The 15,606-nt window shown below is 40.4% G+C and carries 13 protein-coding genes; 5 read left to right on the top strand and 8 right to left on the bottom strand.

The annotated features are described in order from the left end of the window. Nucleotides 1-6: 6 nt before the first annotated feature. The 8 genes from O0V13_RS06580 to O0V13_RS06545 form a co-directional block, all read right to left on the bottom strand. On the bottom strand, nucleotides 7-696 hold the full coding sequence (locus tag O0V13_RS06580; RefSeq protein WP_268034205.1) for a hypothetical protein: 690 nt from the start codon (nucleotides 694-696) through the stop codon (nucleotides 7-9). A 55-nt stretch (nucleotides 697-751) separates the two neighbouring features. After that, entirely contained in the window at nucleotides 752-2,086 is a 1,335-nt protein-coding gene (locus tag O0V13_RS06575) for a DUF5723 family protein (protein WP_268034204.1), read from the bottom strand. Between the two features lie 29 nt (nucleotides 2,087-2,115). Continuing rightward, nucleotides 2,116-4,122 carry an alpha-ketoacid dehydrogenase subunit alpha/beta gene (locus tag O0V13_RS06570; protein ID WP_268034203.1) on the bottom strand — a complete coding sequence of 669 codons (2,007 nt, stop codon included), beginning with the start codon at nucleotides 4,120-4,122 and terminating at the stop codon, nucleotides 2,116-2,118. Nucleotides 4,123-4,452: 330 nt separating this feature from the next. Beyond that, complete coding sequence (locus tag O0V13_RS06565) at nucleotides 4,453-4,950, bottom strand: GNAT family N-acetyltransferase (protein ID WP_268034202.1); 498 nt, start codon at nucleotides 4,948-4,950, stop codon at nucleotides 4,453-4,455. A 72-nt stretch (nucleotides 4,951-5,022) separates the two neighbouring features. Further along, complete coding sequence (locus O0V13_RS06560; protein WP_268034201.1) at nucleotides 5,023-6,390, bottom strand: Gfo/Idh/MocA family protein; 1,368 nt, start codon at nucleotides 6,388-6,390, stop codon at nucleotides 5,023-5,025. Between the two features lie 113 nt (nucleotides 6,391-6,503). Then, entirely contained in the window at nucleotides 6,504-7,871 is a 1,368-nt protein-coding gene (locus tag O0V13_RS06555; RefSeq protein ID WP_268034200.1) for a Gfo/Idh/MocA family protein, read from the bottom strand. A 132-nt stretch (nucleotides 7,872-8,003) separates the two neighbouring features. Beyond that, entirely contained in the window at nucleotides 8,004-9,077 is a 1,074-nt protein-coding gene (locus O0V13_RS06550) for an Ldh family oxidoreductase (protein ID WP_268034199.1), read from the bottom strand. Nucleotides 9,078-9,136: 59 nt separating this feature from the next. Further along, complete coding sequence (locus O0V13_RS06545; RefSeq protein ID WP_268034198.1) at nucleotides 9,137-10,078, bottom strand: Ppx/GppA phosphatase family protein; 942 nt, start codon at nucleotides 10,076-10,078, stop codon at nucleotides 9,137-9,139. 187 nt (nucleotides 10,079-10,265) lie between these two features. Here O0V13_RS06545 and O0V13_RS06540 point away from each other — a divergent pair, with 187 nt between their 5' ends. The 5 genes from O0V13_RS06540 to O0V13_RS06520 all read left to right on the top strand — a co-directional run bounded on the left by O0V13_RS06540 (nucleotide 10,266) and on the right by O0V13_RS06520 (nucleotide 15,364). Continuing rightward, a complete protein-coding gene (locus O0V13_RS06540) occupies nucleotides 10,266-11,849 on the top strand; it encodes an acyl-CoA carboxylase subunit beta (protein WP_268034197.1) in 1,584 nt (527 codons plus the stop codon). A 135-nt stretch (nucleotides 11,850-11,984) separates the two neighbouring features. Beyond that, the gene (locus tag O0V13_RS06535) at nucleotides 11,985-13,076 is read left to right on the top strand and encodes a M42 family metallopeptidase (protein ID WP_268034196.1); all 1,092 of its coding nucleotides are present in this window, start codon (nucleotides 11,985-11,987) and stop codon (nucleotides 13,074-13,076) included. Between the two features lie 63 nt (nucleotides 13,077-13,139). Beyond that, nucleotides 13,140-13,898, top strand: a complete 759-nt coding sequence (locus O0V13_RS06530) for an ABC transporter substrate-binding protein (protein WP_268034195.1) — start codon at nucleotides 13,140-13,142, stop codon at nucleotides 13,896-13,898. Between the two features lie 108 nt (nucleotides 13,899-14,006). Next, complete coding sequence (locus O0V13_RS06525) at nucleotides 14,007-14,771, top strand: 3-keto-disaccharide hydrolase (protein WP_073572847.1); 765 nt, start codon at nucleotides 14,007-14,009, stop codon at nucleotides 14,769-14,771. Beyond that, on the top strand, nucleotides 14,768-15,364 hold the full coding sequence (locus O0V13_RS06520; protein WP_268034194.1) for a 3-keto-disaccharide hydrolase: 597 nt from the start codon (nucleotides 14,768-14,770) through the stop codon (nucleotides 15,362-15,364). Before O0V13_RS06525 ends, O0V13_RS06520 begins: the two co-directional genes overlap by 4 nt. Nucleotides 15,365-15,606 lie beyond the last annotated feature (242 nt).

Below are 15,606 nucleotides of genomic sequence, written 5' to 3'. Positions count from 1 at the left end.
TATTTCTTAAAACACATCATACCAAACTAAGCCCACTGAAAAGGTCATATACTTTAATGGAGCTCTTCGGAAATCATAGATAAACTTCCCTTCATTGGGATCATACCCTACATCTCCCTTTTGTAAGAATCGTGCAACGTTTCCATCTTGAAATGTTCCTCGAAGTTCCAGAAATAGCATTTCTTTGGAATCAATTGGGATTTGAATTCCACCTCCGATTCGATAAGCAAGGGCCCAGTCTTCATAATCCTTGCCACTTTCTATGGCCTGATCTGAATAGATCTCTTCTCGGATTTTGTACCGGGTATAGAGATAATTTGCACCCATTTGTGCCTCGATAAAAGGGGTGACTTTATTGTTGACCACGGGCAAGTAGCGAATCACAGCCATTCCCGTAGCCAAATTATTATTTCTTCTCAATCGCAATTCATCTGTAAATCCCGGATAAAGGTCCGTTCTCAGCTCCAGGTTGCTTCCATAGATTCCATAGCCCAATTCCATCCCAACTTGAATGGGAGCCGATTGAAATTCATAAAGGACAATTCCTGAAAGAGTAGGGAAGAAAGTGGATTCTGTTTCTTGTTTTAATTGGCCAGAAGGAAGCGATCCGTTAAAGTGGATTCCCGCGACATAAAATTGTGCTTGGGAAAAATGACTCACCAATAAAAACAGAAATAGAAAAAGGGATTTTCGCATGGGCTTTACTTTGAAACCTTATACGAAAATCCCTTCGAATGTTTTTGATTTGGAATCAGTCTTTTCTATAAATAGGTACTTTCAATCCGATATATGCGTCTGCGGATTGACTGTTTTTTGAAATCAGGTTAGTGATTAAAGACCCTGAGCCAACCATCAATGGACCAACTCTTACACCCAGTCCCCAATAAACGCCACTGCTATATTCTCTAAAGCTAACAGGGCTATAAACACTCAACCATCTCGTTTCAAATCGAGGAGTGATTGTCACCTGGTTCATTATCTTGGAAACGGGAATTTCACCATGGTCTTTGATAGAAAGGGAACCTTGAAGATTGACGTAAAATAAACTGTGGATATGATAGTCAGCCATTAGCTGTAAAGAGCTTGGAAGCCCAAATCGTGTGTCTTCGGTAAATTCAGATCCTTGATAATTTTCTTCGAAAACTTGATCTAGGTCTTTATTTAGGAATTCATCTACCGGAATAGTAGCATCCGCATTGTAAGAAAAACTATGAGAAGATTTATAATTGATAGATCCAATATCCATCACAGAAAGTCCTAGGCGTAGTTTATGGTCATTCAATTGATATGAATCAGAATATTCGGATTCCCGAATCTCAAATATAAATCCCAAGTCGGCACCAAAACCTGAACTGACATCAGAGAAATTAACATCTTCAGAATCAAAACCGGAAGTATAGCCATATTGGAGATCACCAGCGGTAGAAATCAGATCATTCGATGAGCTGTAGTTAGCTCCTAAAATACTGCTTGAACCATATGCGCCACCTGCTCCAAATAAATATTTTAAGGTTACTCCTCCTCGAAGTACATGTTCATCTGTTTCCATTAAAACTCTTCCATAGCTGGCACCGACCTCTCCCCAAACGTGGATGAGGCCTCTAAGGTCTTCCATCGAGAGATTGAAATTTTCAATGTCCGAATCTTCATCACTGATGACCTGATAAAAGTCCCCGCCTATATTATTTAGATTAAAAAAGGCTCGAACCCGAGTGCTTAACCCAACGGAGTTTCTTTCGTCGAGATTGAAAATTGCAGAGGGACCAAGGAAATCCAAATTTCCGACGAAATTATTCAAGGGCTCAGGACTGGTATCCAAACTATTGCTTCTGAAAAAGCCTTGGTCAAAATTATCCAGATCTGTTAAATCAACAGACACGTAATCATTGGAAATGATACCACTGGCAGAAAATAGATTTACATCCAATTTCATCTTTGATCCGGTAATTCCCGCCGGATTGGTCAGCAGATAATGGACGCCAGTTCGTCCACCCATGGTTCCTCCAATAAAACTTTGTGCTTTGGAAGATGAAATTGATAGTAGAAAAAGGAATACAATAAAAACTCTTTTCAGAGAAGAAGGCATGGCTTACAAAATTGAAATGAATAATAGGTTTAGTAATTAATTAAGGTTTGAATTTTTTCTTTAAATCTATTTAAAGGTAAAAATTGCTTTTCAAGGTTTGGAGCAAATGGCACAGGTGTATCCAGGCTTCCTTCTCTCATCACGGGAGCATCCAAATATTGGAAACAAAATTCTGAAATCCATGCACAAATTTCAGCTCCAATTCCTCCAGTAAGGCAGTCTTCTTGCAAAAAGATTACTTTTCCGGTCTTTTTCACAGTTTTTTCTACAGCTTCCTTGTCCCATGGTAACAAGGTTCTTAAATCTAAAATATCAACAGAAATGCTTAATTCTTTAGCAAGCTTCTTAGCCCAATGGACTCCCATCCCATAAGTAATGATGGATGCTTGATTTCCCTCTTGGACCAAATTTGCTTTTCCAATTTCTACTGTGTAATAGTCATCCGGAATTTCCTCTGAAATAGAGCGGTATAGTCCTTTGTGCTCAAAGTAGAGATGGGGATTCGGATCCTCAATAGCTGCGTTTAATATCCCTTTGGCATCATAGGGGTTTGATGGATAGACGATTTTTAATCCAGGGGTATGAAAAAACCATGCTTCATTGGATTGGGAATGAAAAGGACCTGCTGCCATACCTGCTCCGGTTGGCATTCTTACAACCACATCTGCTTTTTGTCCCCAGCGGTAATGGATTTTGGCAAGGTTATTCACGATTTGATTGAAGCCTACAGACACAAAGTCTGCAAACTGCATTTCAACCATGGCTTTGTAACCATTAATAGAAAGCCCAAGTCCAGCACCAAGGATGGCACTTTCACAAAGTGGAGTGTTGCGAACCCTTTCCGCTCCGAATTGGGCTTTAAATCCATCAGTGATTTTAAATACTCCACCATATTCTCCAATATCTTGTCCCATCAAGACCAGATTGGGAAATTTTTCCATAGACTGCCTCAATCCATCAGAAATCGCATCTACAAAGCGCTTTTCAGATTTTTGATGATTTACTGGATGGATGATATTTTGACCATATGGAAAGTAAATATCATTGAGCTCTTCTTCTAAGTTCGGGGATATGGGATCTTCATTGAAGGCAATTTCCAAAGCATCTTGAATGGCGTTTTTGGTTTCCTGATTTATCTTTTCTTTTGTCTCAGAATCCAGAACTCCAATATCTTCCAGATAGACTTCAAAATTGTCTATCGGATCAAGTTTGCTCCATTCTTCCATCAATTCTTTAGGAACATATTTGGTCCCGGAGGCTTCCTCATGCCCCCGCATTCTGAAAGTAATGGCCTCTACCAATACTGGTCGGGGATTATTTCGAATGTCTTGAGCAAGGGAAGAAATAGTTTGAAAAACTTCCAATACATTATTCCCCTGAACTTTTACAGTTTCTATACCATAGCCTGGGCCTTTGTCCGTGAAATTTTTGAAAGCAAATTGTTCTTCACTCGGAGTAGAAAGTCCATAGCCATTGTGCTCGATGACAAATATGACAGGGAGTTTCCAGACCGCTGCCACATTCAAACCTTCGTGAAAATCTCCTTCGGAGCTGGCTCCATCACCGGAGAAAACCAAACAGACTTTCTTTTCTTTAGAAAGTTTATTTGCTAAGGCTATTCCATCGGCCAGGGCTAGCTGAGGTCCCAAATGAGAGATCATTCCGACGATATGATGCTCGATAGATCCAAAGTGAAAAGATCGATCTCTACCTTTCGTAAAACCGGATTTTTTGCCTTGAAATTGAGCGAAAAGCCTTTCTAATGGAATATTTCTACCAGTGAATATCCCCAAGTTTCTATGCATGGGAAGGATGAATTCATCTTTGTCCAAGGCATTGACAGCTCCTATGGAAATAGCTTCCTGCCCCCATCCGCTAAACCATTTTGATATCCTTCCCTGCCGTAAAAGAATGAGCATTTTTTCTTCAATTCTTCTAGGAAGGATTAATGATTTGTAGAGAGATAAAAGTTGCTTGTCAGAAAGGTCTTTCCTGTCAAAAGTTAGTTGAGTTGTGGAGGAAGTGGCTGGTTCCATGAGGATTGGTTTACTTTCCTAAGGTACAATTTGGGAAGAAATTCTCAAGGGAAAATGCTGGGAGATTCCTGCAATAGGGCCCCGGAATAATCCGGGGCTAAAAATGTAATGCAAGGAGTTAAAAAATTTGCTGTACGGTTCAAAATTAGGCAAAAGCCTTTCAGCCGACAGCCTTGAGGCATTAAGCTTGTTTTAATAAAACAGTAGGATGTTGATAATTAGATAATATTGAGGAAACCTGCCTGTTTATTAAGGTGATTTATGGTTCCCAAAAGCCTAGTGGTGAGGATATTCTAGATTATTAAAAGAATATTGTTGTTAGCTTTTGAGTTAGTGAAGTGGATATTCAAATACAATATCATCCATGACATAATCATTTCCGATGTCGATGACTTCTCTTCGGAGTTCTTTGAAACCATAGTGAATATAAAAGTCAATCGCAGGTTGGTTTTCCCGATTGACATTCAGTTGAAGAAAACTTTGATTATTGGCTTTCGCGACCTCTTTAGCTTTGGCAAAAAGTAATTTCCCAAGTCCTTTTCCTTGTTGGTTAGGTAAAATATAGACCTTGTGGATTTTGGTTTTACCGGGTTCGTAATTCACCTGAATTCCCAAATAGCCAATTGCCTTTCCATCTTCCTTTACTAAAAAAAACTGATGCCCTTCTGAAAGCTGCTTTCCGAGTGTTTCTACACTATACATCCAATCGAGCATGTATTCGATTTGCTCTGGCGAAAGAATTTTCCCAAAAGTATGTGGCCAGGTCTGGTGAGCTACCTCTTGAACCAAAATCAGATCGTCTTTTTCAGCAGGGACTATTTCTAGCATTTCTTTTTTTCTTCTAAAATAGAAAAACCGACCCAAAAACTGAGTCGGTTTATAATTAGAAAATTATTTACCCTAAACATTATTTGGATCAGGATGAACATAAGGGGCTCGATAGGGTCTTTTCAGTTTGGCAGTAGCTTCTGGATCGCCGATGATGGTTCTGGTTTTGGGATCATATTTCAGAGCTCTTCCTCCCAGATCCATGGAGATATTTGCCAAAATGCAAGAGGCAGTGGAAATATGCCCTTCCTCTATATCCGCAATGGGCAAGGTGTCAGTCTCGACGGCATTCAACCAGTTTTTCATGTGGATTCTTGTGGCTGGAGCGGCATTCAATTCAATTCTTTCCTCATCCACATCCTCAGGGTATTCCTCTCTTTCATACACCACATCATAATGGACCGGCTCAACTCCCTCTTCCAATGGAAAGAAATCCGCTTGCATGGTGCTACCTGCAAGCATTCCTTTTTCTCCATAAATTTTAAATGCCCAAGGATATTCCGGGTCGGTTGGATTTCCCCAAGTTCGGTGTTGCCAAACTACATTCAACTCAGGGTATTCGAAGATGGCAGACTGTGTGTCTGAAATATTGGATTTTCCATCTTTTTGAACATAAATGCCTCCGGTGGAGGTAATCTGAGTCGGCCAACCAAGTTTTAGCATCCAACGTACTGTGTCCAGCATGTGAACGCACATGTCTCCTGTGATTCCGTTTCCATATTCGATGAAAGTTCTCCACCAACGAATATGTGGTAAGCCGTCATATGGGCGCTTTGGAGCAGGTCCAGCCCATAGATCGTAATTGAAGAAATCTGGAACTGGTTCTACAGGAGGATTTCCATTTGCTCTCATGTGATAATAACAGCAAACTTCAGCATGGCTGATTTTTCCCAATTTGCCAGTATCGATTATTTCTTTTTTAGCTTGAATGAGGTGAGGGGTGGATTTTCTCTGTGTTCCGACTTGTACCTTTTTGTTATATTTTCTGGCTGCAGCAACCATGGCTTCTCCTTCGATGACATCCACCGAAATTGGTTTTTGCACATATACATGGGCTCCAGACTTCAATGCATCAATAGCCATCAGTGCGTGCCAGTGGTCAGGGGATCCGATGAGTACAAATTCAGGCTTTTCTTTTGCCAAAAGCTCTTTATAATCTTCATAAAGAGCCGGTACTTTTCCTGATTTCTGCCTTTCAGAGACAAGCTTTCCTGCAGCTTCTAAAATATGTTGATCAGGGTCGCATAGCCCGACTACTTCTACGTCAGCTACTTGGATTAGACGAAAAAGGTCTGACTTGCCATACCAGCCGGTGCCAATCAGAGCCACCCGGATTGGCCCTTCATGGTCTTTGAAATCCATGCCAAGCAGTCCAAAACTGGCCAAAGTCATCATCGCTGATGAACCTTTGATAAAATCTCTACGGTTTAGAGCATTCATTGATTTGAGGGTTTGAGGTTTATTGCATTCATAAGATACAAAAACCCAAACCCTTGGCAACAAGAATTTTAAGAATGGAAATTTGAGGATAATGGAGTTTGATAAAAAAAGCTTTAAACCAAGTTCGGCTCTGGATGAGCAAAACCATCCCGATACGGCCTTCTTAATAAAGCTGTAGCTTCTTCATCACCTATGACTGTCATGGTCTTTGGGTCGTACCTCAAAGCTCTTCCTCCCAATTCCATGGACATGTTTGCTAAAATGCAGGAAGCTGTGGAAATATGACCTTGTAGCACATCAGCAACAGGTAAAGTGTCATTTTCCACAGCCTGAAGCCAGTTTTTCATCTGGCCTCTTGTGGCTGGAGCAGCATGGATCTCAATGTCTTTTTCAGTGACGTCTTCAGGATATTCTTCTTTTTCTAGGACAACGGGGTAGTGGATATGCTCTCCATTATTATTGCCATCTGGGTAAAAATCTGCTTTCATTGGGCTTCCCGCTAACATTCCATTTTCACCATAGATTTTAAATGCCCAAGGATATTCTTGATCGGTTGGGTTTCCCCAAGTTCGGTGTTGCCAGACAACATTGATTTCATCAAATTCAAAAATGGCAGTTTGTGTATCTGAAATATTGGAAATTGATGCTTTGTCAACATAAATCCCTCCTGTGGAAGTCACCTGAACAGGCCAGCCCAAATCCAACATCCATCTCACAGCATCCAGCATGTGTACGCACATGTCTCCGACAATTCCATTCCCATATTCCATAAAGGCTCTCCATCCACGATGCAGAATTCCTCGATAGGGAAGCTTCGGCGCGGGACCAGCCCAAAGATCATAATTCAAATTTTCCGGAACAGGAATGACATCAGGGTGACTTCTGTTCCGCATATGATAATAGCAACATACCTCCGCATGTGAGATTTTACCAAGCTTTCCGCTATCGATGATTTCCTTTTTAGCTTGAATTAAGTGGGGCGTGCTTCTACGCTGAGTTCCTATCTGAACCTTTCTGTCATATTTTCTGGCAGCAGCCAAAATTGCCTCGCCTTCAATCACATCTACAGAGATAGGCTTTTGCAAATAAACATGTGCTCCACTTTTTACCGCATCTATAGCAATCAGCGCATGCCAGTGATCTGGAGTGCCAACGAGTACATATTCTGGTTTTTCCTTGGCCAAAAGTTCTTTATAGTTCTCATAAAGAGCAGGTACTTTTCCTGATTTCTGACGGGTTGCAACCAAATCTCCTGCGTCTTTCAATTGCTTGGAATCCACATCACAAAGAGCGACCACATTCACATCAGCCACTTGAATCAATCGAAAAAGATCAGATTTCCCATACCATCCGGTACCAATCAATGCCACCCTTATCGGACCTTCTTGGTCTTTGAAGTCCATGCCAAGGAGTCCAAAACTGGCCAAAGTCATAAATGCAGAAGATCCTTTGAGGAAATCTCTTCGATTAAATTGATTCATAGGTTGATGGGTTTGAGGATGTCAAAAAATCAATTTACAAAAAGCACCCATTTCCCCAAATTGCCTTAGGATGGGTGGAGATAAAATTGGACATAAAAAAACTCAGACTGTTTTGCCTGAGTTTTTTTGGTTTTAGAATTTTACACCAAATCTCTGTCCCAATTCCGATAGATCTTTGACAACCGGATCAAGTAATGGGATTCCATTCGTCTTGCGATATTCTTCCAATTCCCTTTCAGGATCTCCTGGGATCAATACTTTTTCATTTCCAGGAGTGGGTTCAGCTGATCTAAATCGCTTGATCCAGTTATCCATATGAGATTTGAATTCGCCCGCAGGTCTAAATGCATCTACACGCATAGCTCCAAAGAAGTGGCCGATTCCCTCACCAACTGGATTGGGATCTGGTTCTAAAAATGCCACAAATGGAGGAACCCAAGGGCCATAATTGGCTCCTGAAAGGACCGCGGAAAAGATATCTACAATAGACCCTAAGGCATATCCTTTATGAGATCCATGTTCTCGATCTCCTCCCAGAGGTAATAAAGCTCCACCATCTTTGACTCCATTGGAAGAAGTAGTGCTATTTCCATCTTTATCTTGAACCCATCCTTCGGGAGCATCTTGCCCTTTTCTCTGTAAGATTTCCAATTTTCCATTGGCAGCAGTAGTTGTGGCCATATCCGCTACAAAGGGCGGTTCTTGGTCCGCAGGGATCGCCACTGAAATAGGATTGGTTCCCAAAAGTCTTTCCTTGGAAAAGGTCGGGCTCACTAAAGGGCTGGCATTTGTCAGGGAAATTCCAATCATATCATGTTCCAAAGCCATCATGGAATGATATCCAGCAATACCATAATGATTTGAATTTTTTACAGAAACCCATCCCGTTCCTGCTTTACTAGCTTTCTCAATAGCCACATTCATAGCATAAGGTGCAACTACCAATCCGAGTCCTTTGTCACCATCAACTACTGCTGTGGAAGGGGTTTCGTGCACAATTTTGATATTGGGATTGGTATTTATTCTTCCTTTTTCCCAAAGTCTGACATAGCCCGAAAGCCTTGCTACTCCATGGCTATCAACCCCTCTCATATCTGCTGAAAGAAGAACATCTGCTCCGATTTGGGCATGAACTTCCGGACAACCGATTTTCAGGAGCATGTCGTGGGTGAATTTGTATAATTGCTCGTAGGAAAATGTGTTCATTTTTTAAAAGTCTTTGTCGGTACAACAAAGATACAACGTATCAGAAAGATTTGTGGCTTTTAGTGGGAGCTTACTTCTGTCAATAAGGTAGAAATTGCTCCTTCCTTTAAGGCGTAGTGTGAACAGGTGATAGACTGAACAGGAATATATCGAAGGATAAAATCAATCAAAGTGGATGCTACCACGATCATATCAACGCGCATAGGAATCATTCCCGGGATTTTCAGTCTTTCTTCTCTATCCATAGTCACAAGCATTTGGTGGATTCTATGGAATTCTTCAGAAGGTAATTCGAAAACATGCTGTCCTGTCAGTTTGCACTGTAGCATAGATTCGAAATAAATGTCTGTCAGGGTATCAAAGGTGCCTGAAGCTCCGACAAGACTTGTAGGCTTGAATTGTTGAACAGCCTCCAGCAATGGTGCAAGCTTTTCTTCCAGATAAGAATAAAGACGAAGCACTTCTTCGGGCAAGATAGGGTCGTGATGATGAAAAAGCTCCAATAAACGTTGGCCTCCGATTTCAAAACTTTCTTTCCAAATGGCTTCTTGAGAAGTTCCGATGATGAATTCTACCGAGCCACCTCCGATGTCCATCATCAATTCAGTCTGTCCATTTAAAGAACCAGAAAGCTTAATTCCTTCATAAATTAATTGAGCTTCCTGCTTTCCGGAAATGACATTGATATCAATGTCTAAGGTCTTTTTTACTTCCTGGACGAATTCGGAGCCGTTTTTAGCATTTCGAACAGCGCTAGTAGCAAAAGCAAAGATGTGTTCGATTTTTTCCCCGTCAATTAAATTTCGGAAGTGGCGAAGGGTATGATAAGCACGTTTGAGCGCATCCTGGGCAATTTGGTCTTGGTTGATTCCGCCTTGTCCCAATTTTACAGGAATTTTCTCCTTATAAATTGTCTTAAAATCTCCGTTGCTGATTTCTACCAATAACAAATGAAATGTATTGGTACCCATGTCAATCACCGCCGCCTTTCGGGTACTCATATGCTCCAAAATTTAGGTTGGGCGAATATAGAAAGTAATTCCAAAAAGCATTGTTAAACAGGGATTAAATTCTTTCACATTTATATCTATGGAAAAATGAGAGAAATAAAGCATTTCGCATAGATGGGAATTATTTTTTCAGCATTGGTAAAGCTGGTTATATTTGGCTAAGACTAATTGTAATTTCATGGACAATCAGAGTAAACCCATTTATGCCGCTTCTGGAAATCAGGAGAAAATCGATCTGCTCAAAAAGAAGAATGCCGAAGCATTGTTGGGTGGAGGAGAAAAAAGAATCGAATCTCAACATAAAAAAGGTAAACTAACCGCACGTGAGAGGGTAGACTTGCTTTTGGACGAAGGGTCTTTTCAAGAGATTGATAAGTTCGTCATGCATAGAGCCAAAGATTTTGGTTTGGATAAAGAGCATTACTTGGGAGATGGGGTGGTAACCGGTTATGGAGAGGTAAATGGGAGGTTGGTTTATGTCTTTTCGCAGGATTTTACAGTTTTTGGGGGTTCACTTTCGGAAACTCATGCCGAGAAAATTTGCAAAATCATGGATATGGCCATGAAAAATGGTGCTCCTGTGATTGGATTGAATGACTCGGGCGGAGCAAGAATCCAAGAAGGAGTGAACTCCCTTGGTGGATATGCAGATATTTTCTATAGAAATACAAAAGCTTCGGGAGTAGTTCCTCAAATTTCTGCCATTATGGGGCCTTGTGCTGGCGGGGCAGTTTACTCTCCTGCGATAACGGACTTTATATTAATGGTGGAAAACACCTCTTATATGTTTGTGACTGGACCAAACGTCGTCAAAACAGTAACCCAGGAAAATGTCACAGCAGAAGAGTTGGGAGGAGCATCAGCTCATAGTACCAAATCTGGAGTGACGCATTTTTCCTGTAAAAATGAGGTAGAGTGCATTCGACATATCAAAAGTTTACTCTCCTATATCCCTCAGAATTGTGAAGAAATTGCTCCGATTTATCCCTATGAATTAAAAGAGGATGAAACTAGGAATGTTTTAGATTCTATAGTTCCTGAAAACCCAAATCATCCTTATGATATTCGTGAGGTAGTTTCCGGAATCGTAGACTCTGATTCCTTTTTGGAGGTTCATGAAAACTATGCAGATAATATAGTAGTGGGTTTTGCTCGCTTGGCTGGCCGAAGTATAGGTATTGTAGGAAATCAACCTCAGTCCATGGCAGGAGTGTTGGATAATCATGCTTCTATCAAAGCGGCTAGGTTTGTGCGCTTTTGTGATAGTTTCAATGTTCCTTTATTGGTATTGGTGGATGTTCCGGGATTTTTGCCGGGCACGGATCAAGAATGGAACGGTATTATTACTAATGGAGCCAAGTTATTGTATGCATTTTCCGAGGCTACCGTTCCTAGAATTACCGTGATTACAAGGAAGGCCTATGGAGGCGCTTATGATGTGATGAATTCCAAACATATTGGGGCCGATATGAATTTTGCTTGGCCATCGGCTGAGATTGCTGTGATGGGAGCAAAAGGGGCCTCGGAGATTATTTTCAAAAAAGAAATTGCAGAGGCTGAAAATCCTGAGGAAAAGCTACAGGAAAAAGTTGATGAATACACAAAGAAATTTGCCAACCCATACAGAGCGGCTCACAGAGGTTTTATTGATGAGGTAATCATACCGTCTGAAACGCGAATCAAATTGATCAAAGCATTTAAAATGTTAGAGAACAAAGTGGATCAATTGCCGAGAAAGAAACATGGGAATATACCTTTGTAGTTATTTGACAAAGCTTCCAATTAATTTATTCAAGTTGAGAAGAACTTGTAAAAATGACACAGGGTTTAAAAAGGAGTTTGAATTAGGAAACCTTTGAAAACTCTTTAAACAATTAAATTTTAAAATCTATGGTCTATGGACCATGGACTATTAACAATTATTATGGATCAAAACACTTTCCTATACACCTACCTCAACAACGCCTCACCTACTGGATTTGAGGCATCCGGTCAGCAAATTTGGCTGGACTATATCAAACCTTTTGTGGATACCCATTTTACTGATAATTATGGAACCGCGGTAGGAGTGATCAATCCCGATGCTCCTTATAAGATGGTGATTGAAGCCCATGCGGATGAAATCAGCTGGTTTGTCAATTATATCAAAGATGATGGATATATCTATGTAAGGAGAAATGGAGGTTCCGATCATATGATTGCTCCTTCGATGAGAGTAAATATTCATACTGACAAAGGAATTGTTCCCGGAGTTTTTGGATGGCCCGCAATCCATGTTAGAAAAGATGGAAAAGAAGACACTCCAACATTGGACAATATATTTATAGATGTAGGAGCAAGATCAAAAGAAGAAGTGGAGGAGTTGGGAATCCATGTTGGATGTGTAATCACTTTCAAAGATGAATTGACCGAGTTAAATGGGAAATTCTATTCTGGTAGAGCTCTGGATAATAGAATTGGCGGCTATATGATTGCGCAAGTAGCTAAGAAAATCAAAGAATCTGGAATTCAACTTCCATTTGGTTTATATGTAGTCAATGCAGTCCAGGAGGAAATCGGTTTGAGAGGTGCAGAAATGATCGCACATAACATAAAACCAAATGCAGCAATCATCACCGATGTTTGCCACGATACCACGGCTCCTATGTATAATAAGATTGCAAGTGGAGATCAAACCGCAGGTAAAGGGCCGGTTTTGACGTATGGAGCCTCCGTTCACAAGAAATTGTTGGACTTGATTATCGATACAGCCAAGAAAAAGGACATTCCTTTTCAAAGGTCTGCAGCTTCAAGAGTTACAGGGACAGATACCGATGCTTTTGCTTATTCTAATGAGGGAGTTCCTTCAGCTTTGATTTCACTTCCCCTGAAGTATATGCATACGACTGTGGAAACAGCAAGTAAGGCCGATATTGAGCAAGTGATAAATTTGATGTATGAGTTTTTGATAGGATTTGATCCGTCATTTGACTTTAGATATGTTGTATAAATAGAAAGCTTTGATCCGTGATTCATTGAAGGAAACTTCTTGTCACGGATCATTTTCACTTTTATGGAATATAAAGACCAATTAGGGAATTCAATTTTTTTAGAAAGACCACCTCAGCGGATAATTTCATTGGTCCCATCTCAAACAGAGTTATTGGTTGATCTTGGACTGAAAGACAGGTTGGTCGGCGTGACTAAGTTTTGTATTTATCCAACCAATATAAAAAAGGAGAAAACAATCATTGGAGGTACGAAGAATTACCGTTTCGATGCTATTAAAAATCTAAGTCCTGATTTGATCATTGGAAATAAAGAGGAAAATGACAAAGAAGGGATAGAGCAGTTGATGGAAGATTACTCTGTTTGGATGAGCGATATTTACAATTTGGAAGATTCTTTGTCAATGATCCGTGAATTAGGATACCTATTAGATGAAAAAAAGAATGCTGAAAGAATTGCCTCTAGAATAGCAAATGATTTTGAAGTCCCTATTCCTTATAAAGGAACCGCTGTTTATTTAATTTGGAATAACCCGATCATGACTGCTGGGAGGTATACCTTTATTAATGAAATGCTTCAGTTTTCCGGATTTGAAAACTTGGTCCAATCTGATCGGTATCCTCAATTGGACTTGGAGGAAATAAAGGATTTGAATCCAGAGTATCTTTTATTGAGCTCAGAGCCTTATCCATTTAAGGAGGAACATGTTGAGTTTTTTCAAAGTCATTTTCCAAATACCCGAATCTTATTGGTGGATGGAGAATTGTTTTCATGGTATGGAAGCAGATTGCTGAAAAGCAGGAAGTATTTCGAAAGCCTTTAAGGATAGCATAGGAAATGTATGTGTTTTCCGCTCATGAAAAATTATATTTTCTTCCATGACTTTTTTAAAATTTTCATTTAACTTTCAATCTTAAACACCATTTATACTATGAAAAAATCGAGAATAGCCTGGGTAGCCCTTTTTGCCTTGGCTTGGGCCTGTGGTCCAAAACCCGCAGAGGATACCAGCGAGGAGGTAGTGGCAGAAGAAGTTGTAATGGATAACTCCCTGACTCCTGATGAGAAAGCAGCTGGTTGGATGCTTTTATTTGATGGACAATCATTAGATGGTTGGAGAGCTTTCAACGGTGATACTACTCCTTCTAATTGGATTGTGGAGGATGGCGTGATGAAAGGTCTTGGTGCAACTGGCGGGGAAGACTTTGGCGGCGATATCGTTTTTGACGGTATGGAATTTGAAGAATTTGAAATGGAATTCACTTGGAAAATCTCTCCAGGAGGAAATAGTGGCGTATTCTATCATGTTGTAGAAGGTCCGGATTATAAAGCTCCTTATTATACTGGTCCAGAATATCAGGTTATTGATCAATTGGGATTCCCTCAGCCATTGGAAGATTGGCAGTCTCTTGCAGCTGACTATGCCATGTATGTTCCGGATTACGAAGGTGTGGTTAAGCCAGCCGGCGAGTGGAATACTTCCAAAATCATCTTTTCTGAAGAAGGTGCTAGCTATTGGTTGAATGGAAAGAAAACTGTTGAGTTTGTTCCTTACTCTGAAGATTGGGAGACGAGAAGAAATTCTGGTAAGTGGGAAGAGTTCCCTGATTATAAAATTGCCAAAAAAGGTTTGATAGCTCTACAGGATCATGGTGACCCTGTATGGTTCAAGAATATTAAAATTAGAACACTATGAAAAAACTACTAGTATTGGCCCTGTTGCTGGCAAGTGTCCAGTTTTCTTTTGCACAAAAGAAGGAAAAGCTTTTTAACGGTAAAAACCTAGATGGATGGGTGATTTACGGAACTGAGAAGTGGTATGTAGAAGATGGATTGTTGATTTCTGAAAGTGGTCCAGACAAAGGTTATGGTTACTTGGGTACAGAAGAACAATATGATGACTTCGAAATCACATTGGAATTTAAGCAGGAGGCAAACGGAAACAGTGGTGTTTTCATAAGATCTACTGTAGATGGCACCAAAGTTTCGGGCTGGCAAGTGGAAGTTGCACCTCCAGGACATGACACCGGAGGGATCTATGAGTCTTACGGAAGAGGCTGGTTAGTGAAACCTGATCCGGAAAAGGATAAATATTTGAAATTCGGAGAATGGAATAAAATGAAAATTGTTGTGAAGGGTGATAATGTGACCTCTTACCTAAACGGACACGAGATGGTAAACTTCACAGATGCCAAGATTGGAGAAGGAAAAGGGGGCGTTTGTCTTCAAATCCATGATGGTGGAGGGATTAAAGTTTACTGGCGAAACATTGTTTTGAAGAAACTATAATCTGACCAAATAATTATAAAAATAGCCCCTGAGAGAAGCTCTCTCAGGGGCTATTTTTTATTTCAAATTTTTCCGATTCGTTATCAGTTAGTTAGGGAATAGTTGTGATTTTTTTCTACTGGGGTATTGTGGAGTCGGATAATTCTCGGATATTTGCACTCCCAATCGACGCGAACGGCGGCGAGAAAGATTGAAAAGGCGGAGTGAGCTGATGAGCGGTCTAGAGAGACAATGAGCGAGTT

This window comes from Algoriphagus sp. PAP.12, assembly GCF_026652115.1.
Lineage (GTDB): Bacteria > Bacteroidota > Bacteroidia > Cytophagales > Cyclobacteriaceae > Algoriphagus.
The sequence above is the reverse complement of the archived record's forward strand: the minus strand, read 5'-3'. Positions and strand labels throughout refer to the sequence as shown.